A 22,174-nucleotide genomic window follows, 5' to 3' on the forward strand; every position below is an offset into this window, starting at 1 on the left:
TGGTCGCAGTCCTCAACGAGTGGCTGTGACCAGCACTTTCGCAACAGGCCCTAGGCCGCCTCGGGTCGCGCCGCACGCATGCCCGGGTCGGGCACCTGCGCATCCTCGAACTCGAAGGTCTGGTCCTCCCCGAAGTCCGGGGTCTGGAAGGGATTCGTCGTCGGCGGCGGCGATGCCGCCGTCACACTGCGGGTCTGCCCTTCCGGGGCGGAGAACAGCGATGTCAGATCGATGAGAGGTCTCTCTTTCGTGACAGGTCCCTGAGGGGCCCTGGTGTGCCGTGACCGGGCACAGCGGTCCTACAGCTTGGTCATCTTGGCGTACGGGCTCAAGATCCGCATTTGCGCGGATCCGAAGTCCACGAGCGCCGCGATTCCGTCCTCGATACCGATCACGCGGCCGAGGCCGTACATGTCGTGTGTGACCTGGTCGCCCACGGCGAAGTGCTTGGGGGCAGGCGCGACCGGGGCCTTGAAGGGGCTGGTAGGCAGATGACGCTTCGGTGCAGCAGGCTTAGTCATTGTCCTTAGTATGCGCCTACTTCCGGCCCTTTCGCTGTGGCCGTCGGCACAGATCCTTCCCGCAGCACCGTAGTGATCGAACTGGCGGCCCATGAGCGGGTGGTCGCGGCGCTCGTCGTGCCGTGGACAGTGTCCGCTTTCAAGGTTTCTGTGCCGAATCCCCGGCCGGATCGGGGCGGCCTCGTCCGGCCGGTGGCCGACGCCGCCCGGTCAGCCGCCGTCGGTGTCGTAGAGCCTCCAGACAGGCCAGCGGGTCGCTTCGTCACCCTCTTCGGCGCCGCTCACAAGGCCGCGGCGGTGCAGAGCCAGCCGCAGGTGACGTGCCGGGTCGGCGTCCTCCCGGGCACCCCGGTCGAGCAGTACGGCCCTCGGCGCGCCGTCGACACCTCGCACCAGGGCGTCGACGGGGTGGCCGTGGATGCTCCCGCCCAGCGTGACGGTGGCTTGTGGCTGGCGGGAGAGTGCCTGGTAGAGGCGTTTGAGAAGAGGGTCCCCGTCGTGGTCGCGAGGGCCCGCGCCATCGCGTTCGGCGGCCTCCAGCAGCGCGGCCGCCATGCCCTTCCGCTCCCGCCAGAGGGCCTTGCCGCCCACCATGATGAGGTGGCTGCGGGCCCGCGTGACGGCCACGTTCCACAGGTTCAGCTGGCCGGCCACCCATGCGACCGCACCGGGATGCATGCCCTCACCGGCGACGAGGGAGAACACCATGACGTCGCGTTCACCACCCTGGAAGGTGTGCACCGTGCCGACGCGCACCCGCTCCGTGTCGTGCCGGCTCAACCGGTTGCGCAGCGCTTCGGCCTGCGCCCTGAAGGGGGTGATGACGCCGACGGTGGCCTCCGGTGGAAGGTGCTCCAGCAGGTACCGGACGCTGGCGTCGACCTTCTCCGTCTCACCTTCGTTGACCCAGGATCCGCCGTACGGGGGACGGGCGGCCCGTCCGGGTACGTCCGTCCAGATGACGGCGGGACGGGGCAGGGCCGGCCGGCCGCGGGTGTCGGTGAGGACGGTCAGGTCACCATCGTAGAAGAGATCGTTGGAGATCGCGGCGATGTGCGGGTGGCAGCGGAAGTGCTCGTCGAGGAGCAGGGTGCCGCCCGCGGACCTCTCGGCGGCGTGGAAGGCGGAATGGCGCCGGTAGGCGAGACGGTGCCGCTCCAGCCACTCCGACCGCAGCCCGGTCCCGCGTCGGATGAGCGCCTCCCGTTCCGGGCCGGTCTTCGCGATGTGCGTGAGCTGCATGGGGTCGCCGATGACCAGAGCGCGCCGCGCGCGGAAGAGCAGCGGCAGGATGTGCGGGATGGCGCATTGGCCGGCCTCGTCGATGACGACGAGGTCGAACAGGGCCGGACCGAGCGGGAAACGCCGGGCGGAGAGACTGGTCACCGCCCAGCCGGCCACCGCTGGCGGCTCGGTCCGCCCGCGTGCCCGCCCCAGGACCTCCCGCAGCTGGGGCCAGTCACCGCGGTCGCCGGCGCGGGCCCGCAGCAGGTCGAGGATACGGCGGCGCCCGGCTCGGGCATTGGCCCGGACCGTACCGGCGAGGAGGGCGCGTGAGGCGGCCTGGACGGCGAGTTCGGCGTCGCGCAGCGAGTTCGCCAGTGCCGTGTCGTCCGCGCAGGCCACCTGCCCGTGCAGGTCACGCCATTCCGCCTCGGCGGCGGCGAACCCGGCGAGCGCGAGGCAGCCCTCGACGAGGTCGTCGCGGTACGCGTCCAGGCCCGACCCGCGGAGGAAGCGGCTTCGGCGCCACGAGCCGAACAACCGCGTCCGGGCGAGGCGGCGGGCCCTGTCCTCGAGCTCCTGCGGCTGCGGCAAGCCGCTGAGCAGACCGTGGAGCGCGGCGACGGGCACACCGAGTCGCCCGGCGTGTTCTTCACGGGCCTCGCCCGCCCGGCGCAGCTTCCGTTCCGCGGTCGCCACACGTGCGAAGTCGTGCCGCACACCGGCCAGGCGCTCGGCCGCGATCTCGGCCTCAACGGCCGCCGTGGCCACGTTGACAGCGGGCTCCGCGAGGGCCCGCAGCTCGTGCAGGGCCGCGGCTTCGGTCTCCGCGTAGCTCGTCCCGTTCCCCCGGGAGGAGCCGGTGCGGACGACGCTGCCGGGCACCAGCTTCTCGCAGCGCCGCCAGACCTCGTCCACGGCCTCGTTGTTGGTGGACGCCACCAGCACGGTCTGTCCGCCGGTGACGGCGGTGGCCACGAGGTTGGCCACCAGCTGACTCTTGCCGGTGCCTGGCGGCCCCGTGGCCACGGTCAGGCGGCGGGACATGGCCGACCGGATGACCGCGGCCTGGGCCTCGTTACAGGGCAGGGGCGTCACCAGGCGGGCGGGTTCGGGGTCTGCCAGGGCATGCGCACCCGTGCGCTGCGAGGCGTCGGGCGCGAGGGCTCCCAGGGCGGTCGTCTGGATCTGGTCCGTCTTCTTCCCGATCTCGGCGAAGTCGTCGAGCAGCCGCTTGGTGAAGCCGGTTTCGGGCAGGGCCGTGAAGAGGACCGCGGTGTTACGGGCGCCGTGTCCGGGGGTGTGGATGTCGATGCGGTCCGCGAGCTGGTCGGGACGGAGTTCCTGGACACACGGCAGCTCGAACTCCTGCGTGAGGAGGTTGCGGGCGTCCACCGCCATACGGTCGTGCTGGCCCCGGTGCCAGGAGGGCTGGAAGGTGTCCGCGAGTTGGGCGGCCTCCTCCTCGCCCAGCCAGTCGAGGGCCAGCCGGGGATGCGGCTGGACGGGGCCGTAGGGCTTCAACCGCCACCCGCCGTCCCCCTGGACGATCTCCACGCGGCGGATCAGAAGGGGAGCGAACCTCGGGTGCCGCCAGGAGCGTCCGGTGCGCGGTCCGGTCAGGACGACGGCCGGGTAGCCCGCCCACAGTTCGGCGTCCTGTTCCGTCGCCGCTTCGATGAGCGTGACCGCTTCGTCGGGAAGCGCGACGCAGCCGTCGGTGTCGACATCGCCGGAGAGGAAGCGTTCCGCTCCGTCGAGGCAGACATACGACGTGTTGTGGTGGCCCACTTCCATCAGCGGCGTCTTGGTGTCGTCGGCCAGGACGCACTCGCGGTAGTAGTCCAGGAGATCGTTCCAAGTCGGCTGCGGACGAGCGGACTTGGCCACGTCGGGCGGAGACGTCTCGTCGGCGACGGGACGTGGCCGTCGACTCAGCGGTTCGAGGATCGGGGCCCGGCCCAGCGGGCTGGCCGCGATGACGATGCGGTCGTCGACGCCGTGCGCGGAGTGCACCGGCACCTGGCGGCCGCCTTGGGCGCGCATGCGCCGGTTGACGAAGTGGAACAGGTCGTCGACGGAGATCTCGCTGCTGCCGTCCTTGCTCACCTTGCCCGTCCGCAGGGCCTCGATCACCTCGCCCGTGAACGCGGAAGGTTTCACGTCGGTTCCGTCGCCGGCATCCGCGTACGAGTCCTCGCCGGCTCGCGACGACGACAGGACGTAGACGCCTCTGCTGGTCAGCAGGGCCTGCTCGCCGGACTTGGCCACAGCGCCGCCGGGTCCGGGGTCCGAGGTACGCAGCCCGACGGCGAAGCCGCCGCTGCGGCAGCAGTCGATCATCACGACCTTCTGCGGGGCCCAGCACTGCTCCAGTGACTCGTTGACGAAGCCGGCGCTGACGCCGGTTTCGGTCACCCGGTCGAAGTCGGTGTCCCTGGCGACGAAGTGGAACTCGCCGCCGTCCCGGACCGGCCGCACGCCATGCCCGGAGACGTACACCAGCGCCAGCTCGTCCTCGTCGCATTCCTCCAGGAAGTCGCCGATGGCCAGCCGCATGTCGTCGGCGGTGAGGTCGGACTCGGTCCGGACGGAGACGAAGTTGCCGATGTTGCGGTGCTTCAGGACTTGTGTCAGCCCCCAGAGGTCCGCGCGTGTGGACGGCAGTGGCGCGAAGCGGCTGTCGTCGTAGTGCTCGTTGCCGATCAGCAGGGCACGGCGCTTGTGCAGACGGGTCACGCGGCGCCGTCCTCCGGTCCGGCGGCGCCGCTGCCGGCGGCTCGGTCCAGGAATTCGCGGACCATCCGCTCCTGGACCGCGTCCGGGCGCCCTGTGATCCTGACGGAGTGGCCCTCGTAGGTGACCTCGACCTTGCGGTGCCGTTCCTTGGCGCACCACTCCCTGATCAGCGTGATGAGGACCCGGGACGCCGGGCGGGCGACTGCCGTGGCCGTGGCGGCCCAGAGGGCCACGTCGCCCGCTCCCGCCCCTTTGCGGCCCGGCTCGGCGAGTCCTTCCCCCTCACTGAGGCCGACGGTCAGACCGTCTGCCTCCCGCAGCGAGTCGTACAGGTCCCGGGTGAGGCGCTCCTGCCGGAGTGCGTCACCGCCTGTGGACACGACGACTCTCCACCGCGATCCCCCGTCCTGCATGCACCACTCCTTGCTTCTCAGCCACTGCCTTCCGCGCTCCGCGCACGGCGACTCTGGCATGAGGACGCCTGTGGCAGCAGCCTCGGTTCGGCGTGGGTGATGGCATCCAGCCACTGCTGCGGGGCTCGGGCAGCACGCGGCCGACGGCGCCGCTGTGAGGGAGGACGAGGGGCCTGACGGGGGCCGCTGTGAGGGGACGAGAGGCTTGACGGGAGAGCGGGCCCCTTATGCGAAACCGGCCTCGGCGAGCGCCAGCATGTGGGTGGCCGACAGGGTGTTCCCCGGGTCCGCGGCCCTGGTCAGCAGCCAGGTCGCCGCGGCGAGCGACTGGCCGGGAGGGATCACCAGCAGGTTCCGGTGGCCCACCGTGCCGTACTCCAGGGCGATCGCATGCGCTTCGGTATCGACGTCCGACAGGGCTACTTCGATCGGCCGGCCGGGCGTGGAGACCGTGCGCGGGACGTCGGGCCAGGCGACGGTGTCCACGGTGACGCGGGTGACGGTGCCGAGATCGGGATCAAGCGAGCCGACGAGCGCGGGCAGTTCCAGTTCCAGAAGGTCGCAGCGCGGCCACCATGCCCCGTCCAGCGGACCGTGGCCGACACCGGCGGTGAGTGTCAGCCGGGGCACGGGCATCCGGTAGGTACGTGCCCCGCCCGGGAAGACGCCGTCTGCCGGCATTCCGATGACGTCCCTCATGCGATCCCGTCCCGGGCGGCCCGTGGCCGCCCGTGTCCGTCGTTCGCCGGGAACGGCACCGCCGTGGACGCGCTGCGCGAGGTGCTCTCGGTACGACCAGCGTACGTCCGGGGTCGCCGGGCAGGGCCGGCCGGAGGTCACAGTGGCCGGAACACGCCGTAGCGACGCACGGACGCACGGACGGGCGGACGAGAGAGCCGGGGCTCACTGATCGGTGTAGCCGATGTCCCCGATGGTCCAGGCGCTCACGTCCTTCAACGCGACGCGGTACATGCCACCCGTGTCAGGGATGCCGAAGCTGCCCTGGAGGATCCGGGCGACGTGGAAGTGGAGATGCGTGGGGCCGCCGTCGTGCGGTGGCGGATGGCCGCTGCCCGGGGGCGGGGTGAAGGCCGCGGCGAACCGCCGCAGGTGTTCGGAGTCCCGCAGGACTTCGGCCACCCGCTCCTTCCACAGGGCCTCCGGGGCCAGCCGGCCGGTGATGACGGCGCCCGGAACCACCACGGTCAGGGACATTCGACTGCTGTGCTGCGACTCCACCATCTCGGCGATACCGACGAGCAGTTCGTCAGGGTGCGACATGCCTGAAGAGCCTAGCCCAGCGGGGGAGTGACGTCGGACAGGAGGTGACGGGTCACCAGCCCTCGACACCCTGTTCGGCTCGCGCGTCCCAGGCCGGCGTGACCGTGGGCGCGTCGTGGCAGGTGAAGCCGAGTCGGGTCAGGGCCCGGCGCATCTCACCCGTGGTGAAGTCGCGGCGGTTCTGCCTGGTGATCACTTCTCCGACCTGCATCACGGGGTAGACGCTGGGGCCGATGGTCACGGTCAGCCCGGTGACGGGTTCCGGCGTGATGCCGCTCATCGACTGCTCGACCTCGCTCTTGGTGAGGTCGAAGGGGAATCGGGCGATGACACAGCGCATGGATGCCTCCATGGGGTTGGGGGAGAAACCGGAGGGGTCGACCGCGCCACGACGGTCAGCAGGCGGTCAGCGGATGGTCAGCAAGCGGGGAGCGGTTCAGGCGGGAAGAGCGGGAAGAGCGGGGTGGCGTGGCCGGGCTCGTCGGGGGAGGGGACAGGCCCGGGGCGGGGACGGCGCCGGACGGCTGTCGCCATGCCGGGAGCCCGGCGCCAGGGCGGCCTACGGGTTGGTCTTGGGGGCGGCGCGACGGGTCCGGGTGGTGGCCCGCCCGTTTCCACCGCGTCCACCGGCCCGTCCCCTGCGACCGCGTCCGGCGGATCCCGGGCCCTCGCCCCGTTCGCTTCGCTCGGCGACCGGTGCGGGGATGGTCACGGGCACGCCGGAGGGGGTCCGGGCGCCGGTGATGCGCTGCAGTTCGGGATCGCCCGGGCGGACCCGGGCGGTGCTCGGAGTGATGCCGGCGTCGGTCATGAGGCGGTCCATCGCGCGACGCTGGTGCGGCAGGACGAGGGTGACGACGGTGCCCGACTCGCCGGCGCGGGCGGTACGGCCGCCACGGTGCAGGTAGTCCTTGTGGTCGCCGGGCGGGTCCACGTTGACGACCAGGTCGAGGTTGTCGACGTGAATGCCGCGGGCGGCGACGTTGGTGGCCACCAGGACGGTGACGCGGCCGTCCTTGAACTGGGCGAGCGTCCGGTTGCGCTGCGGCTGGGACTTGCCGCCGTGCAGGGCCGAGGCACGCACACCGACGGACAGCAGGTGCTTGGCCAGCCGGTCGACCGCGTGCTTGGTGTCCAGGAACATGATCACTCGCCCGTCCCGGGCGGCGATCTCGGTCGCGGCGTCGTGCTTGTCGGCGTCGTGCACGTGCAGCAGGTGGTGCTCCATCGTGGTGACGGCTCCCGCGGACGGGTCGACCGAGTGCACCACGGGGTCATGGAGGTAGCGGCGTACCAGGAGGTCGATGTTGCGGTCCAGCGTGGCCGAGAACAGCAGCCGCTGTCCGTCGGGTCCGACCTGGTCGAGCAACGCGGTCACCTGGGGCATGAAGCCCATGTCGGCCATCTGGTCGGCTTCGTCCAGGACGGTGATCGTGACCTGGTCCAGCCGGCAGTCTCCCCGCTCGATGAGGTCCTTGAGCCGGCCGGGCGTCGCGACGACGACCTCGGCACCGCCGCGCAGCGCACTGGCCTGACGGCCGATCGACATGCCGCCCACCACGGTGGTGAGCCGCAGCCGCAGGGCGCGGGCGTAGGGGGCGAGCGCGTCGGTGACCTGCTGGGCCAGCTCCCGCGTGGGTACGAGGACGAGGGCGAGCGGCTGCCGGGGCTGGGCACGCTTACCGTCCAGCCGGGCCAGCAGGGGCAGCCCGAAGGCGAGTGTCTTGCCCGAGCCCGTGCGGCCACGGCCCAGGACGTCCCGGCCGGCCAGCGCGTTCGGCAGCGTGGCCGCCTGGATCGGGAAGGGCACGGTGACGCCCTCGGTGCCGAGCGCGGTCAGCAGCCGTTCGGGCATGTCCAGTTCGGCGAACGACTCGACCGCGGGCAGCGGCTCGGTGACGGTGACCGGCAGGGCGAACTCCTGACGGCGTGCGGTGGGGCGTGCTCCTTGGCCGCCGCTGTTGCGCCCGGTGGCCGGACGAGGGCTCTGGCGGCGCGTCTCCGAACGGAAGCGGCTGCCGCGGGCGGAGCCTGCTGAGCCCGCGGTGCCTCGGTCCGCGCGGGAGCGAGCGGAGCCGCCGCCGGTACGACGGGTGCGGTTCATGGGGGAACCTTCCTCGATGCGGCACGTATCGAGGAAACCCGCCCAGCGGTGGGAACCGCACGAGGATTCACAAGAATGAGCCGAAGAAAATGCGAAGAGCCGGGCCGCTCGATGGGGCCAGGGCTGTCAATGCTGCGGGGAATCCCGCGGAGGTGTGAACGCAATGAGTTGGGGCCCGCACCCCAAGAGCGCGGGCCCCAGCTACATAAGTCGCGTCAGCGTCAGGCGGGAACGATGTTCTCGGCCTGCGGGCCCTTCTGACCCTGCGTGACGTCGAAGTTAACCTTCTGGCCTTCCTGAAGCTCGCGGAAGCCCTGGGTGGCGATGTTCGAGTAGTGGGCGAACACGTCCGGACCGCCACCGTCCTGCTCGATGAAGCCGAAGCCCTTTTCCGCGTTGAACCACTTCACGGTGCCAGATGCCATATTGAATCTCCCTTGGGGGGCAGTGCCGGAGTCCGCACCTTACGGATCCCGAGTCGCCGCGATGATCACCCCTCCGGAAAGATCCGGAAAGCTCTGCAAAGAAACAAGTCTCTGGCAACCAAAACTGCAACTGGTATCACGCTAACACAGGGTGGAGCGGGGGTGCGCAGGCGTGTTCGGCCTCGCTCAGTAATTCTCGTTCCACTGGAGACTGGATATCTGTCCTGGCGGGACCAGGTATTCGCACTCGGTTCATCCAGCTTCTTCAGGGGCGTACCTCGTGGGCGTCGCACCCTCGTCCGGGGTGCGCGACGAGGGTCCCGAGGCTGCGCGACACCCGTGCCCGCAAGGGGCCGACGCCGCCTGCCGGGGGTGGCGATCCTGACTCCGCCAGACGCGCGGATCTGGTCTCGCCGCGACAGACTTTCGGCCCGTCGTGGGGCGCACGGCTCACTTGGCCGGGCTCGAGATCACGCCCATGACCTGCTCCGATGAACCCCCGGATGGATCCCCCGCGGGCTGTGTCACGGGCCGAGAAGCTGTCCGGACACGGGAGAGAGCGGGAAGGTCGAAACGTTTCGCGTGACGCCCGTCACGGGCGGGAGGGTCGACCGAGGCGCCGGGGCCGTCGCGGGCCGTGCCGTTCCCGAACCCGGACGGCCTGCGCGCGCCCTGGCCGCACGGAAGGCGCACGGAAGCCGTACGGAGCCGCACGGGGCAGGCTCTCCGCCGCGTTATTCATGCGCCTCCGGCGAGGACTCCTCCCCGGGGTGCAGCCCCTCCGGGCGGCGGCCCGCCGGCTGCTGGGGTTCGGGGCGTGCGGGGAGCGCGGGCACCGGCCGGTCGACCGGTGTGCCGACGGTCACCGTCACCGGCTCCCCGTGGTGCACGATCACCAGCGGTTCGCCTTCGACCAACTGGTAGCGGGCGTGGGACTGGCCGATGTCCACCTTCAGCCTGCGCCCGCGTACCAGCACGGTGAACGCCAGCCTCGACAGGGCTTCCGGCAGGCGTGGCGAGAACGACGGCCGGGCCGGCCCCTCGCCGTCGCCGAACAGCCGCTCCGGCCCTTCGCCGTCGCCGACGTATCTGCGCAGGCCCCCGAAACCTGTGACCAGGGCGAACCAGGTGCCGGCGAGGGAGGCGATGTGCAGTCCGTCGCGGGTGTTGTGCTCCAGGTCGTCCAGGTCCATCAGCGCGGCCTCGCCGAGGTAGGCGTACGCCAGCCGCATGTGCCCGGTCTCGGCGGCGAGCGCCGCCTGGCGACTCGCCGACAGCGACGAGTCACGAACGGTCAGGGCCTCGTAGTAGGCGAAGTTGCGCGCCTTTTGCTCGTCGGTGAAGGCGTCCGGGCACTCCAGCATCGCCAGGACCAGGTCGGCCTGCTTCACCACCTGTTTGCGGTACAGGTCGAAGTACGGGTAGTGCAGCAGCAGGGGATAGTTCTCGGGCGGTGTCGCCTCGAAGTCCCAGCGCTGGAGGGTCGTGAAGCCGGCCGACTGCTCGTGCACGCCGAGGGACTCGTTGTACGGCAGCGCCATCCGGGCCGCGGCGTCGCGCCACGCGGCGGCCTCCTCGTCGTCGACATCGAGTTCCGCCGCCCGGTCCGGATGACGCACCGCCGCGTCCGCCGCCGCCAGCAGGTTCTGGCGGGCCATCAGATTGGTGTACGCGTTGTCCCGGGAGAAGGCGCTGTACTCGTCGGGGCCGGTGACGCCGTCGATGTGGAAGACGCCTTCCGCGTCGTGATGGCCGAGGGAACGCCACAGCCGTGCGGTCTCCACGAGGAGGTCGAGCCCCTCAGCGCGTTCGAAGGCCTCGTCTCCGGTCACCAGGACGTACCGTACGACGGCCATGGCGATGTCGGCGTTGATGTGGAACGCGGCCGTACCGGCGGGCCAGTAGGCGGAGCACTCGGCGCCGTCGATGGTCCGCCAGGGGAACGTCGCTCCGGACAGCCCGAGTTGACGTGCGCGTTCCCGAGCCGCCGGCAGCGTCCGGTGCCGCCACCTCAGCGCCGACGCGACGGTCTCGGGGGCGGTGTAGGTCAGCACGGGCAACACGTACGACTCGGTGTCCCAGAAGGAGTGTCCGTCGTACCCGGTTCCGGTCAGGCCCTTCGCCGGGATCGCCCGGTTCTCGCCGCGGGCCGCCGCCTGGAGCACATGGAAGAGGGCGAACCGCACCGCCTGCTGGATCTCCGCGTCGCCCTCCACCTCGACGTCGGCGCGGGCCCAGAAGAGGTCCAGGTACGCCCGCTGGGCCGCCACCAGCCCGTCCCAGCCGGTGCTGACCGCGCCCGCCACCGCTCCGTCCACCTGATCGTGGACGGCCGGCAGCGACCGTTGCCCCGACCAGCCGTACGCGACGAACTTGACCAGCCGCAGCGGCTGCCCGGGCACCAGGTCCGCGGTCACCGTCAGCCGGCTCACGTCGGGCTCGCTCTGCGCCGTCCAGCGCGTGCTCTCGGGCCCCTCGATGATGTGGTCGGCCGCCGCCGCCACCCGCAGCGCGGTGCGCTCGGTGCAGTGCACGAGCCGCAGCCGGGTGTCCTGGGCGAAGTGCTCCTCGGGCATCAGCGGGGACTCGGTCGCCGCGGCGACGCGCGGGTCGCCCTCGAAGTGGGGCATCTGTTCGTTGGCGACGAGCTCGGACTGCACGGCCACGGTGGCCGGTCCGTCGACCGGCTCGACCTCGTACACGATCGCCGCGACCGCGCGTTGGGTGAAGGACACGAGACGGCGTGAGGTGATCCGGACCGTCCGGCCGCCGGGCGAGGTCCACCGTGCCGTGCGGCTGAGCACACCGGAGCGGAAGTCCAGGGACCGCTCGTGCGCCAGCAGCCGGCCGTACCGCAGATCGCACGGGTGGTCGTCGACGAGCAGCCGGATGATCTTGCCGTCGGTGACGTTGATCATCGTCTGGCCGGACTCGGGGTAGCCGTAGCCCGCCTCCGCGTAGGGGAGCGGGTGGCGCTCGAAGACGCCGTTGAGGTAGGCGCCGGGCAGTCCGTGCGGTTCGCCCTCGTCGAGGTTCCCGCGCCATCCGACATGCCCGTTGGACAAGGCGAACACCGATTCGCTCTGCGCGAGCACGTCGAGGTTCAGCTCGGTCTCGCGCAGGCACCACGGCTCGACCGTGAAGCTGGGATGAGTGATCACCGGGACTCCAGAAGTTCGGCCAGATCCTGGACCACCACGTCGGCCCCGTGCGCCCGCAACTGCTCGGCCTGGCCCACCCGGTCGACCCCCACGACCACGCCGAACCGCCCCGCCCGGCCCGCCTCGACACCGGCCAGGGCGTCTTCGAACACGGCGGCGTCGGACGGCTCGGTGCCGAGCCCGCGGGCCGCCTCCAGATAGGTGTCCGGGGCGGGCTTGCCGCGCAGCTGCCGCTCGCGGGCCACCAATCCGTCGATCCGCTCGTCGAACAGGTCCTCGATCCCCGCCGCCACCAGCACGTCCCGGCAGTTCGCGCTGGACGACACCACCGCGCAGCGCAGCCCGGCCTCCCGCACGGCGTGGACGAAGCGGACCGAGCCCTCGTAGGGCTCCACCCCCTCCTGCCGGATCCGCTGGAGCACCAGGTTGTTCTTCCGGGTGCCCAGGCCGTTCACCGTCTCCGCCTCCGGCGGGTCGTCCGGCGATCCCTCGGGGAGGTGGATCCCACGGGCGGCGAGGAACGTGCGCACCCCGTCCTCGCGGGGGCGTCCGTCCACGTACTCGTCGTAGTCGCGGACCGCGTCGAAGGGGACGAACTCGGTCCCCTCGCGGGTCGCCCGCTCGCGGAGACAGCTGTCGAACATCTCCTTCCAGGCGGCCGCGTGCACTTTCGCGGTCTGAGTGAGCACCCCGTCGAGGTCGAACAGACAGGCACGGATGTGAGCAGGAAGCCCCAGCATGCCGCCGAGGCTAGAAGGCACGCGCGGCCGACGCGGACAGCCCGCTGCCCGGCACGCCGGAAGGCACCCGCTCGGTCGAGGCACGGGCCCAGCCGGAGGACCACCGGTTCGTCGTGGCGGGGGAAGCTCACCGGACGCCGAACCAGACGCCGAACCGTGCCGCTGTCCGTGCTCGTGCAGATGCCCTGCGCGGGCCCGGAGCACAAGGGTCGGGGATGCCGGCGCCCGATCCTGGCGCCCGATACCGGCGCGGGCGCCGGCCCGGTCGCCGCCCGCCGTGGCCGCCCTCCTGCGCCCGCCGGTCTTCTTCCCTGCCGCGGGCGGCTGTGAGGGCGCCCCCGCCGGGCGGGGGCGCCCTCGCTGTCGGCCGGGGCGGGCCCCTGCCTCAGTGCCCGCCGGCTTCCTCGGGGCGGGCGTGACGCGGCAGGAGGAACGCCAGCAGGAAGGTCAGGGCGAGCAGGCCGTCGACGATCCACAGCACCGTCCGCATGACGGACCCGAAACCGCCGCGGAAGGCCGAGGACGCCGCGTTCTGCAGCACGGCGGGTATCCGGGCGCCGGCTTCGGGCGAGGTCACAGCGGACCGCGTGTCCTTCTCCAGGCGGGTGCAGGACACCGGGGTCGCCGCCGGATCCTTGGCGACGGCCCGGTCCGACGCGCACGCGCGCAGGTCCCTCACGATGTGTTCCCGCGCGGCGGGTGCGACGTGCGCGGCGGTCAGCTCCCGCCGCAGACCGTCCGCGTGGTGGTCGACGGCGCCCGCGATCCCGCCGCCCAGCAGACCGAAGAAGACGGTGCCGAGGAGTGCCACGCCGAAGGCGCCGCCGAGCTGCTGCATCGCGGTCATCGTGCCGGACGCCGAGCCCGTCTCGTGCTGTTCGACACTGGCGAGCACGATGGCGAAGAACGGCGCCATCAGCAGGCCCATCCCGATGCCGGTGACGAGCAGGGCCGGCACCAGCTGCCAGGGACCGATGCCGTCCCCGACGACATCGAGGGTCAGCCACACGCCGAACACGCCGGCCGCCATGACCAGCGTGCCCGCCTGCAGTACTGGCCGCCCGAACCGGGCGACAGCCTGAGCGATGCCGAAGCCGACGACCATGCCGCCCGACCAGGGCACCATCAACAGGCCCGCCTTGAGCGGCGCGTAGCCGAGGCCGATCTGGGTGTAGAGGCTGAAGACCAGCATGAAGCCCTGCATGGTCGAGAAGAAGACCAGGCCGAGGGCCATGCCGCCGCTGAACCCCCGCTTGCGGAAGAGGCTGGGCACGACCAGCGGGTCCCGGCCGGCCTTGCTGCGGCGCGACTCGTAGACGCCGAAGACGGCGAAGACGATCCCGGAGGCGGCCATCATCACGAACGTCCAGGCAGGCCAGTCGTACTCGCGCCCCTGGACCAGCGGGAAGATGATGAGCAGTGCGGCGAGCGAGACCAGAAGCATGCCGGGGATGTCCAGGCGCGGCTTGCCGCCGGACTGGCTCCTCGGCAGGTAGCGCAGGGCGCCCAGGAGGGCCGCGGCCCCCAGCGGGAGGTTGATCAGGAAGATCATCCGCCAGCCGGTGCCGAAGTAGTCGGCGTCCACGAGCCAGCCCGCGAGGATCGGCCCGCACACCGCGGACAGCCCCATGACCGGTCCGAACATGCCGAAGGCCTTCTGCGACTCCTTCGGCGGGAACATCTCCTTGATCATGCCGAGGCCCTGCGGCAGCATCACGGCGCCGAACAGTCCTTGGACGACGCGCGAGGCGATCAGCATCCCGGGTGACGCGGACGTCGCGCACAGCAGCGAACCCACGGTGAAGCCGGCGGCCCCCACCAGGAACATCCGGCGGCGCCCGTGGATGTCCCCGAGCCGGCCTCCGGTGACGAGCCCGACGGCCATGGACAGGGTGTACGCGGCGGCGAGCCACTGCAGGGTGGAGGCGCCGCCGCCGAGGTCGGCCCGTATCGCGGGACCGGCGATGTTCGTGACCACGGCGTCGAGGAGATCCATCACCTCGGCGGCGAGGATCACGAACAGGGCAGCCCAGCGCCACCGGTAGGGCGCCGGCGTGTCGGTGGGCGTCTCGACGGACGCAACACCGGTGGTGGACATCGGAACTCCTCGGAGAAGGCCGCGCCGCGATGAGGACCGCGGGCGCGGTGGGATGGAGGGAGAGGACGCAGAACACTGTTCAGTGGTTGAACAGTGTTCACCATAAGGGAACGACGCTCAGTGCAAGAACGCTGTTCATCAAGATATAGCGCAAGTCGAGCGCAGGGAACAAGATATATCGCGTATCCGTCTGCTCCGATGAACGGTGCGCGGCACCGGAGAACGGCGTTCTTCCGGTGTCTAGACTGTCGTCATGAACGACCCGGCCGCCGACGTTCCCGCGCTCCCTCCGCCGTCCCCCTGGGAGCGCGAGCGCCCCGCCCGGGCCCGCGTCGCCCCCGCGCGGGAACCGCTCTCACGCGAGCGGGTCGTCGACGCCGCGTTCACCGTGCTGGACCGGCAGGGGCTCGACGGGCTGTCGATGCGCCAGGTGGCGACCGAACTCGGCACCGCGGTCTCGGCGCTGTACGCCCATGTCAGCTCCAAGGACGATCTTCTGGAGCTGATGTACACCCGGCTCTTCGACAGCTTCGAGATCCCCGAACCCGATCCCGGGCGGTGGCGGGAGCAGGTGCGGGACTACGCCCGCGCCTGGCGGCACTGCCTGCGGTCCCACCGGGACATGGCCAGGATCTCCATGGCCCACGTCCCCTTCACCGCTGAACTGTTGCCGCACGTCGAGGCGCTGCTCGCCGTCTTCCGTACCGCCGGGCTGCCCGACCGTGTCGCGGCGGAGGCCGGTGACCTCCTCTCCACCTACATCGAGGGATTCGTCCTGGAGGAGGGCATGTGGCAGGACCGGGCCGCCCTGCACAGCGGTGAGGGTTCCTCCCTGGCCCGTCCCGACTGGCGCGAGATGGCCGGCGAGATGCAGAACTACTTCGCCTCCCTGCCCGCCGAGGACTTCCCCCATCTGCGCGCGATGGCGGGGGTGATGGTGACGGACTCCTCCGACGAGAGGTTCGACACCGGGCTGGAGATCATCCTGCGCGGCCTGGCGACCTACCTGCCCTCACCGCCCGTGTGAACCGTCGGCGCGGCCGGCCTCACCCGAGGTCGCGCAGCGTGACGGACCCACCGGGCCTGAGGCGGATCCGCCGGGCGGTGCCGCCCGCGAGGACGGTCGTGTCGCGGCCACCGACACTCCTCAGCGTCAGCCGGGTGACCCTGCCGTTCTTCCAGGCGAGATCGGCGACGAAGCCGCCCCGCACGCCGACACCGGACACCGAACCCGATGCCGCCCAGGCGGCCGGCAGGGCGGGCAGCAACTCCACGTGTCCGGGCCGTGAGTAGACCAGCATCTCGATCACAGCCGAGGGGGTGCTCAGGTTCGCGTCGATCTGGAAGATGCCACGGCCCTGTCCCATGTCCATGATGTCGAAGAGGTTCGGCGCGCTGCCGTTGCCGCCGTTCACCGACGGCTTCAGGTTGTTGACGACGAGCTGGTACGCCTTCTCCGCGTTCTTCAGCCGGGCCCAGCACAGGCTGCGCCAGGCGTTGGCCCAGCCGTAGCTGTCCATGCCGCGGGCGGTCAGGAGGGCCGTCGCACCGTCGAGGATGTCCTTCGGCGTGGAGCCGTCCGGGCGGATCCGGTCGCCCGGGAAGAGGCCGATGAGCGGGGAGAGGTGCCGGTGTGTGGTCTCGCCGAGGTCGTCCGGTGACATCCACTCCTCCAGCCGGCCGGTCTTCGGGCTGACCACGGGCAGGTACAGGCGCCGGCGCAGACCCTCGACGGTGGCGCTGTAGGCGGCGTCCCTGCCGAGCACCCGGGCCGCGGTGCGGTGGTTGCCGAAGAGGTTCCACACCAGTTCCTGGGCGTAGGTGATGCCCTTGGCGTCCAGCGGCCCCTGCTCGGGGGACCAGTCGCTGTCGGCGACGAGGACCTCGCGCGAGGCCCCGGAGGCGTCGGTGACGGTCGTGGTGACGAGACGGGCCTCCCAGAACTCCACGGCGCCCTTGAGGAGCGGGTAGATCTTCTCGAGATGGGCGCGGTCCTGGGTGTACTCGTAGTGCTCGAACAGGCTCTGGCAGATCCAGGCGTTGCCCGCCGGGTGCCACCACCAGCCGCCGCCACCGTAGGGATTGGTGGAGATGGCCACCGTCCAACCGGCGATCTTCCCACTGGAGTTGCGGTACCTGTTGGCCGGGTTGTTGAACAGCCGCCGGGTGACGTCCGTCCAGCAGGGCAGCTGCGCGAGGCAGTAGTCCGCGAAGGCGTCGAAGCACTCGGACAGACCCGCCCGATCGGCCGCCCAGTAGTTCATCTGGAGATTGACGTCCGTGTGGTAGTCGCCCATCCAGTCCGGGTCGTTGCCGTCCAGCCACGGGCCCTGCAACCCCATCGGCAGGCTGCCGCGCGACCCGGAGATCATCAGATAGCGGCCGAACTGGACGTACGCGGCCTCCAGTTCGGGGTCGGGGAGGTCGTCGGTGTGGCGAGCCCGCACCCGTTCCCAGGTGTCCAGCCGGCGCTGTGCGGCGGACGACGTCCCGAGGCTGATGTCCAGCTGCCGGAACACCGGGCGGAAGTCGGCGACATGGGTGTGCAGCAGCGTGCGGGCGGAGTGTCCGGCCGCGGCCAGCACCTTGGTCCGCGCCAGCCGTTCCGGGTCGACGGACCGGTCGCGGAACCCGGTGGCCGGGTCGGGCGCGTAGTCGGTGCCGCCGCTCACCACGACGGTGAGGTCCTCGCAGCCCGCGAAGGAGATCGACGTACCGCTGACGGCGACCGTGCCGGTGCCGCTGCGGGCCGTCACGGCGGCGCCGTACGTCAGCCCGTTGGCGAAGGAGCCGCCGAACGACGCGCAGCGCCCCGTACCGCCCGCGGTGGTGGCCTCGCCGTGGGTGCCGGTGAGGGAGACGGTCCCGGTGTAGCTGCCGCCGCCCCGCTGGGAGAAGTACAGGACGATCACGTCGTCGGGGCGGCTGGCGAAGATCTCCCGCTCGTAGGTGACGCCGGACAGCTCGTACGAGGCGCTGACCATGCCCTGGGCCAGGTCCAGGGAGCGCCGGTAGCCGTCGACGGAGCCCAGGTCGTGCTCGGGGATGTCCACGGCGAGCCTGGCCAGCAGGGTCAGGGAGCCGAAGTCGCCCCGGCCGTACGGGAACTGGCCGTCGCTCTCCGGCGTGTCGTTGAGGCCACCGGTCCACAGGGTGGCGTCGGTGATCGTCAGCAGTTCGCCGGCGGGGTCGTTGCCCGCGAGCGCTCCGAGGCGCCCGTTCCCCACCGGCAGACCCTGCCGGATCATCGAGCCGGGGTCGGCGGGAGCCCGCCACCACAGCCGGTTCCTCGCGGCGGCCGCCGGGGACAGCAGCGGCGAGGAGGCGGGACGGACGGGCGCCGCCGACGCGGTGAAGGCGGGCAGGCCGCCGAGGGCGGCTCCGGCTCCGGCGGCGAGAGCGAGGAAATTCCTGCGGTTCGGGTGGTTGTCGCGCGCTGCGGTGTGCTGGGTGTCCACGTTGTGCACTCCAAGTCCGGGAACGGCGCGGAGGGGGACGACGGTCACGGACCGTCGGGCGTTGCGTGCGGCAGGTGCGGCAGGTGCGGCAGGTGCGGCAGGTGCGGCAGGTGCGGCAGGTGCGGCGGGCGGGGGGACGCCCGGAGGGCGGCGGGGGCCGGGCCGGTGGGGGCCGGGCCGGTGGGTGGAGGAGGGGCCGGTCCGTGCGGTGGTGTCCGGTGGCCGACGACGTCGTCCCGACCGCGAGCGGGCCGGGGGCCGCGGCTGCGCGGGGTCATCACCGCTCCTCGTACGTGTGCGACCCCATGAAGGACTGGATCGCGGTGGCCGCGGCCCCGCGCGCCCAGTCCTCGAAGGACAGGGCACGGGTCATCACGTCACACTCGGCGGCGGTACCGAAGGCGGACGTGGCGAACGCGTCCCGGATGCCCTCGGCGAACAGGTCGTAGGCGGCCAGGCCCTCCCCGGAGATGATCACCCGCTCGGGACCGAGGAGGTTCACCAGAGACCCGATGGCCTTGCCGATGGCAGCGCCGGCCCGGGCGTAGACGGCGCGGACCGCGGGGTCCCCGCCGCGGGCCAGCTCCAGTGCCTCGGCGGCGCCGGCCACCGCCCTGCCCGTGGCCGCGCGCACCGCGCGGAGCAGCGCGGGGTCCGCCGCGATCGCCTCCACGCACCCGCGGTTTCCGCAGTGGCAGAGCGGTCCGTGCGGGTCGAGGGACAGATGCCCGATCTCACCGGCCACGCCGTGCGCGCCCGACACCACCTCCCCGTGCACCACCAGGCCGCAGCCGATGCCGGCGCCGACGGTCACCAGGGCGAAGTCCGAGAGTCCGACTCCGGCGCCGAACCAGTGCTCGGCGACGGTGAGCGCCCGCACGTCGTTGTCGACCGTGACCGGCAGCCCGGTCGCGGTTCCGGCCAGCTGGGCGAGCGGTACGTCCCGCCACTCCAGGAAGGGGGAGTAGCGCACCACACCGTCCGCGCGGTCCACGTCCCCCGAGATCGCGATGCCCAGCCCCCGCACCCGCACCCCGAGGCCGACCGCTTCCCTGAGCAGCTCCCGCACCAGCGCGGCGACGCGGGGGAGCACCGCCTCCGGCTCCCGGCCGCTGAGCGGTACGTTCCGGGTCGTCCGGATCCGGCAGCACAGGTCGGCGAGTACGGCGATGATCTCGTCGCCTGTCACCTTGATCCCGATGAACAGCGCCCGCCCGGCGTCCACCCGGACCGGGTTGGCCGGTCGTCCCACCCCGGGCCGGGTCCCTTCGTCCACGCCCTCGACCAGGTAGCCCAGCTCCATCAGCGGACGCACCGCCTTGGTGACCGCGGCCGGCGAGAGTCCGGTCCGCCGCCCCACCTCCGACCGGGTCAGCGGTCCGTGGGAGAGGAGGGTGGTGAAGACCAGGGACGCGGCCGGAGCCAACGTCGGGACCGACTGCCGGGCGGAGGTCGAGGGCATGGCCGGAAACCTAGGGGCGAATCTTTTCCGCTGTCAATAAACGAAGCCGTTCTGCTCCCCGGGGCTCGGAAGGCGGGGCCCTCGGGGGGGCGCCGGACCTCGGAGAGCCGGCCGCCGGTCGAGGGCCGCCCGGCGGGTGCCGCCCCGTCGGCCCCCGGCGTCACCGGCCGCCGCTCGAGTGGCGTGAGGCCGGTCGAGTGGCGTGCCGGTGTCCGCCCAGGACCGTCGATGGCCCGGAGGGGTAGAAGTGGAGTGGTGAGTGGAGTGGTGAAGGGACCGGCGAGGTGATGCACACGGGTCTTGTACGGGTCGCCCGCGAGGCGGGGGCCGACTGCGGTCGCGGCGCTCTTCCCGGTTCGCCGCCCTGGCCGTCCCGGGTTCCGTGGCCCATCGTGGAAAGGGCTGCTGATCTGCGGGAAGCCCGTTCCGCCCGACCCGCAGTGAGAGACGGGTACACCGGTGGGGTCGGCGGAGGGAAGGAGCGCGTGCGATGAGCCGAGCGAAGCAGCGCCCCGAGCAGGCGGATCATCTGGCGGGCGCCGCGGCGGACCCGAGCGGGCTGATGGATCTGCTGGGCGTCGCCGCGGTGCTGCTGGAGGCCGACGGCCGGATCGACATGTGGAGTCCGCAGGCCGAGGAGCTGTTCGGTTACTCCCGCGGTGAGGCGGTCGGACAGTACGCGGCGCCGCTCCTCCTCAACCCGGAACACCAGGACGCGGCGATCACGCTGTTCGCCGAGGTGATGGAGACCGGCCGCAGCTGGGCCGGGGCGTTCCCCGTCCGGCACAGGGACGGCAGCACCCGGATGATCGAGTTCCGCAACATGCGGCTGACGGACAACCTCGGCGACCACTACGCCCTGGGACTGGCCACCGACCGGAACATGCTGCGGCACATGGAGCGCAAGCTGGCCCTGTCCAACCGGCTGGTCGCCCAGGCGCCGATCGGACTGGCCGTCCTGGACACCGAGCTGCGGTACCTGACCGTCAACCCGGCTCTGGCGGCCATGCACGGCGTCGCCGAGGCCGACCACTTCGGCCGTGGCCTCCGCGACATCCTGACCGGCGCGGCCTTCGAGCGGGCGGAGACCGTCATGCGGGAGGCCCTGGAATCCGGCGTCCCCGTGGTGGATCGGGAGCTGGTGGGCCGCACCGCCGCCGACCCGGACAACGACCACGCCTGGGCCCTGTCGGTCTACCGCCTGGAGGACCACCACGGCCAGGCCCTGGGCATCGCCACCGTGGTGGTCGACGTCACCGACCGGTACCGGGCGGCCAAGGAGGCCGAGCATGCCCAGCAGCGCCTGCGCCTCATGGCCAACGGGTCGGCCCGCATCGGCACCACCCTCGAGGTGGAGCGGACCGCACAGGAACTGGCCGACGTCGTGGTGCCCGACCTGGCCGACATGGTCTCCGTGGACCTCCTGGACTCGGTCCTGCGGACGGGCCGTACGGACCTGGAGGAGGGACCGGCCCTGTTCCGCGCCCTGGCGGTGAAGACCGCGTACCCCACCGACGCCGCCCAGGCGATCGTCCCGCCGGGACGCCTCACCACCTACCACGCCGACCACCCCGCGTCCCACTGCATCCGCACCCTGCGCCCCCTGCTGATCACCCACCTGGACAGCGAGGAACTCTCCCGGGTCGCCGCCGACACCGAGGCCGCCCGTCTGCTCGCCCGGGCCGGGGTCCACACCGACATGGCCGTCCCGCTCATCGCCCGCGGACAGGTCATCGGCGTCATGGGCCTCGCCCGCGCCCGCAACCCCCTGCCGTTCGACGAGGACGACCTCACCCTCGCCTGCGAGCTGGCCTCGTCCGCCGCGCTGAGCATCGACAACGCCGTCCTGCACCAGCACATCCGCGACACCGCCGAGACCCTGCAGCGCAGTCTGCTGCCACGGCTCCCGCCCCGAAGGGCCGGCCTGGAGATCGCCGCCCGCTACCGGCCCGCCCAGGCCTTCCACGAGGTCGGCGGCGACTGGTACGACGTGATCCCCCTCAGCGGTGACCGCACGGCCCTCGCGGTGGGCGACGTCATGGGCAGCGGTATCCCGGCCGCCACCACCATGGGCCGACTGCGCACCGCCACCTCCACCCTGGCCGACCTCGACCTCGACCCGGCCCGGATCCTCACCCACCTCGACAAGATCACCCACGGCCTGGACCCGTACATCGCCACCTGTGTGTACGCCGTCTACGACCCCCACCGCGCCCAGCTCCACGTGGCCTCCGCCGGCCATCTCCCCCCGGTCCTGCTGCGGGCCGGGAAGCGGCCGGAACTCCTCGACCTGCCCACGGGGATCCCGCTCGGCGTCGGCGGCGTCCCCTTCGAGACCACCACCATCGACCTGGTGCCCGGCGACCGTCTCGTCCTGTACACCGACGGACTGGTCGAGACCCGCAGCGATCCCATCGACGAGCGCCTGGACGACCTCCTCGCTCTTCTGGCATCGCCGGACCGCACCGCTGAGGAGACCTGTGACCGGCTCCTGCGGGGTGGTCGCTGGCCTGGTGGGCGGCGGAGACGCCGAGGCAGGCGCTGTAGT

Annotated in this window: 16 protein-coding genes; 2 read left to right on the forward strand and 14 right to left on the reverse strand. The window is 71.8% G+C overall.

The window, feature by feature from the left end; genetic code table 11:
• Positions 1 to 50: 50 nt before the first annotated feature.
• The 12 genes from AB0B40_RS35765 to AB0B40_RS35820 all read right to left on the reverse strand — a co-directional run bounded on the left by AB0B40_RS35765 (position 51) and on the right by AB0B40_RS35820 (position 14,706).
• Positions 51 to 185 carry a hypothetical protein gene (locus tag AB0B40_RS35765; protein ID WP_345055998.1) on the reverse strand — a complete coding sequence of 45 codons (135 nt, stop codon included), beginning with the start codon at positions 183 to 185 and terminating at the stop codon, positions 51 to 53.
• Positions 186 to 299: 114 nt separating this feature from the next.
• Positions 300 to 521 carry a hypothetical protein gene (locus AB0B40_RS35770; RefSeq protein WP_031110278.1) on the reverse strand — a complete coding sequence of 74 codons (222 nt, stop codon included), beginning with the start codon at positions 519 to 521 and terminating at the stop codon, positions 300 to 302.
• Positions 522 to 731: 210 nt separating this feature from the next.
• Complete coding sequence (locus tag AB0B40_RS35775; RefSeq protein ID WP_362267723.1) at positions 732 to 4,484, reverse strand: AAA domain-containing protein; 3,753 nt, start codon at positions 4,482 to 4,484, stop codon at positions 732 to 734.
• Complete coding sequence (locus tag AB0B40_RS35780) at positions 4,481 to 4,864, reverse strand: hypothetical protein (RefSeq protein WP_345056003.1); 384 nt, start codon at positions 4,862 to 4,864, stop codon at positions 4,481 to 4,483. Before AB0B40_RS35780 ends, AB0B40_RS35775 begins: the two co-directional genes overlap by 4 nt.
• A gap of 258 nt (positions 4,865 to 5,122) precedes the next feature.
• Positions 5,123 to 5,596, reverse strand: coding sequence for a DUF5994 family protein (locus tag AB0B40_RS35785; RefSeq protein ID WP_345056005.1), 474 nt, complete (start codon positions 5,594 to 5,596; stop codon positions 5,123 to 5,125).
• Between the two features lie 204 nt (positions 5,597 to 5,800).
• Positions 5,801 to 6,178, reverse strand: a complete 378-nt coding sequence (locus tag AB0B40_RS35790) for a hypothetical protein (RefSeq protein WP_345056007.1) — start codon at positions 6,176 to 6,178, stop codon at positions 5,801 to 5,803.
• Positions 6,179 to 6,230: 52 nt separating this feature from the next.
• A complete protein-coding gene (locus AB0B40_RS35795; RefSeq protein ID WP_345056009.1) occupies positions 6,231 to 6,518 on the reverse strand; it encodes an SCO5918 family protein in 288 nt (95 codons plus the stop codon).
• A gap of 219 nt (positions 6,519 to 6,737) precedes the next feature.
• A complete protein-coding gene (locus AB0B40_RS35800; protein WP_362267725.1) occupies positions 6,738 to 8,282 on the reverse strand; it encodes a DEAD/DEAH box helicase in 1,545 nt (514 codons plus the stop codon).
• Positions 8,283 to 8,503: 221 nt separating this feature from the next.
• The gene (locus tag AB0B40_RS35805) at positions 8,504 to 8,707 is read right to left on the reverse strand and encodes a cold-shock protein (RefSeq protein WP_345056013.1); all 204 of its coding nucleotides are present in this window, start codon (positions 8,705 to 8,707) and stop codon (positions 8,504 to 8,506) included.
• Between the two features lie 734 nt (positions 8,708 to 9,441).
• Complete coding sequence (locus AB0B40_RS35810; protein WP_362267727.1) at positions 9,442 to 11,868, reverse strand: glycosyl hydrolase family 65 protein; 2,427 nt, start codon at positions 11,866 to 11,868, stop codon at positions 9,442 to 9,444.
• Positions 11,865 to 12,608 (reverse strand): beta-phosphoglucomutase family hydrolase, encoded by a 744-nt coding sequence (locus AB0B40_RS35815; RefSeq protein ID WP_362267730.1) that lies wholly within the window; start codon positions 12,606 to 12,608, stop codon positions 11,865 to 11,867. Before AB0B40_RS35815 ends, AB0B40_RS35810 begins: the two co-directional genes overlap by 4 nt.
• A 385-nt stretch (positions 12,609 to 12,993) precedes the next feature.
• Positions 12,994 to 14,706: an MFS transporter gene (locus AB0B40_RS35820; RefSeq protein WP_362267732.1), complete on the reverse strand. Its 1,713-nt coding sequence runs from the start codon at positions 14,704 to 14,706 to the stop codon at positions 12,994 to 12,996.
• 253 nt (positions 14,707 to 14,959) lie between these two features.
• Here AB0B40_RS35820 and AB0B40_RS35825 point away from each other — a divergent pair, with 253 nt between their 5' ends.
• Positions 14,960 to 15,733, forward strand: a complete 774-nt coding sequence (locus tag AB0B40_RS35825) for a TetR/AcrR family transcriptional regulator (RefSeq protein ID WP_362267734.1) — start codon at positions 14,960 to 14,962, stop codon at positions 15,731 to 15,733.
• A 19-nt stretch (positions 15,734 to 15,752) separates the two neighbouring features.
• Here AB0B40_RS35825 and AB0B40_RS35830 read toward each other — a convergent pair whose 3' ends face one another.
• Together AB0B40_RS35830 and AB0B40_RS35835 are read right to left on the reverse strand one after the other, a co-directional pair.
• Positions 15,753 to 18,164: a glycoside hydrolase N-terminal domain-containing protein gene (locus AB0B40_RS35830; RefSeq protein WP_362267737.1), complete on the reverse strand. Its 2,412-nt coding sequence runs from the start codon at positions 18,162 to 18,164 to the stop codon at positions 15,753 to 15,755.
• Between the two features lie 277 nt (positions 18,165 to 18,441).
• Positions 18,442 to 19,626 (reverse strand): ROK family transcriptional regulator, encoded by a 1,185-nt coding sequence (locus tag AB0B40_RS35835; RefSeq protein WP_345056025.1) that lies wholly within the window; start codon positions 19,624 to 19,626, stop codon positions 18,442 to 18,444.
• A gap of 490 nt (positions 19,627 to 20,116) precedes the next feature.
• Here AB0B40_RS35835 and AB0B40_RS35840 point away from each other — a divergent pair.
• Positions 20,117 to 22,174, forward strand: a 2,058-nt coding sequence (locus AB0B40_RS35840; RefSeq protein ID WP_362267740.1) for a SpoIIE family protein phosphatase, incomplete at its 3' end; no start/stop codon positions are given.

This window comes from Streptomyces sp. NPDC042638, from assembly GCF_040647235.1.
Taxonomy (GTDB): Bacteria; Actinomycetota; Actinomycetes; order Streptomycetales; family Streptomycetaceae; genus Streptomyces; species Streptomyces rameus.

Excerpts from the sequence above, each read along its gene's own strand:
- AB0B40_RS35805 (WP_345056013.1), bottom strand. The coding sequence starts at position 8,707 with ATGGCATCTGGCACCGTGAAGTGGTTCAACGCGGAAAAGGGCTTCGGC.
- AB0B40_RS35770 (WP_031110278.1), bottom strand. The coding sequence starts at position 521 with ATGACTAAGCCTGCTGCACCGAAGCGTCATCTGCCTACCAGCCCCTTC.
- AB0B40_RS35820 (WP_362267732.1), bottom strand. The coding sequence starts at position 14,706 with ATGTCCACCACCGGTGTTGCGTCCGTCGAGACGCCCACCGACACGCCG.
- AB0B40_RS35790 (WP_345056007.1), bottom strand. The coding sequence starts at position 6,178 with ATGTCGCACCCTGACGAACTGCTCGTCGGTATCGCCGAGATGGTGGAG.
- AB0B40_RS35785 (WP_345056005.1), bottom strand. The coding sequence starts at position 5,596 with ATGAGGGACGTCATCGGAATGCCGGCAGACGGCGTCTTCCCGGGCGGG.
- AB0B40_RS35800 (WP_362267725.1), bottom strand. The coding sequence starts at position 8,282 with ATGAACCGCACCCGTCGTACCGGCGGCGGCTCCGCTCGCTCCCGCGCG.
- AB0B40_RS35825 (WP_362267734.1), top strand. The coding sequence starts at position 14,960 with ATGAACGACCCGGCCGCCGACGTTCCCGCGCTCCCTCCGCCGTCCCCC.
- AB0B40_RS35815 (WP_362267730.1), bottom strand. The coding sequence starts at position 12,608 with ATGCTGGGGCTTCCTGCTCACATCCGTGCCTGTCTGTTCGACCTCGAC.
- AB0B40_RS35795 (WP_345056009.1), bottom strand. The coding sequence starts at position 6,518 with ATGCGCTGTGTCATCGCCCGATTCCCCTTCGACCTCACCAAGAGCGAG.
- AB0B40_RS35835 (WP_345056025.1), bottom strand. The coding sequence starts at position 19,626 with ATGCCCTCGACCTCCGCCCGGCAGTCGGTCCCGACGTTGGCTCCGGCC.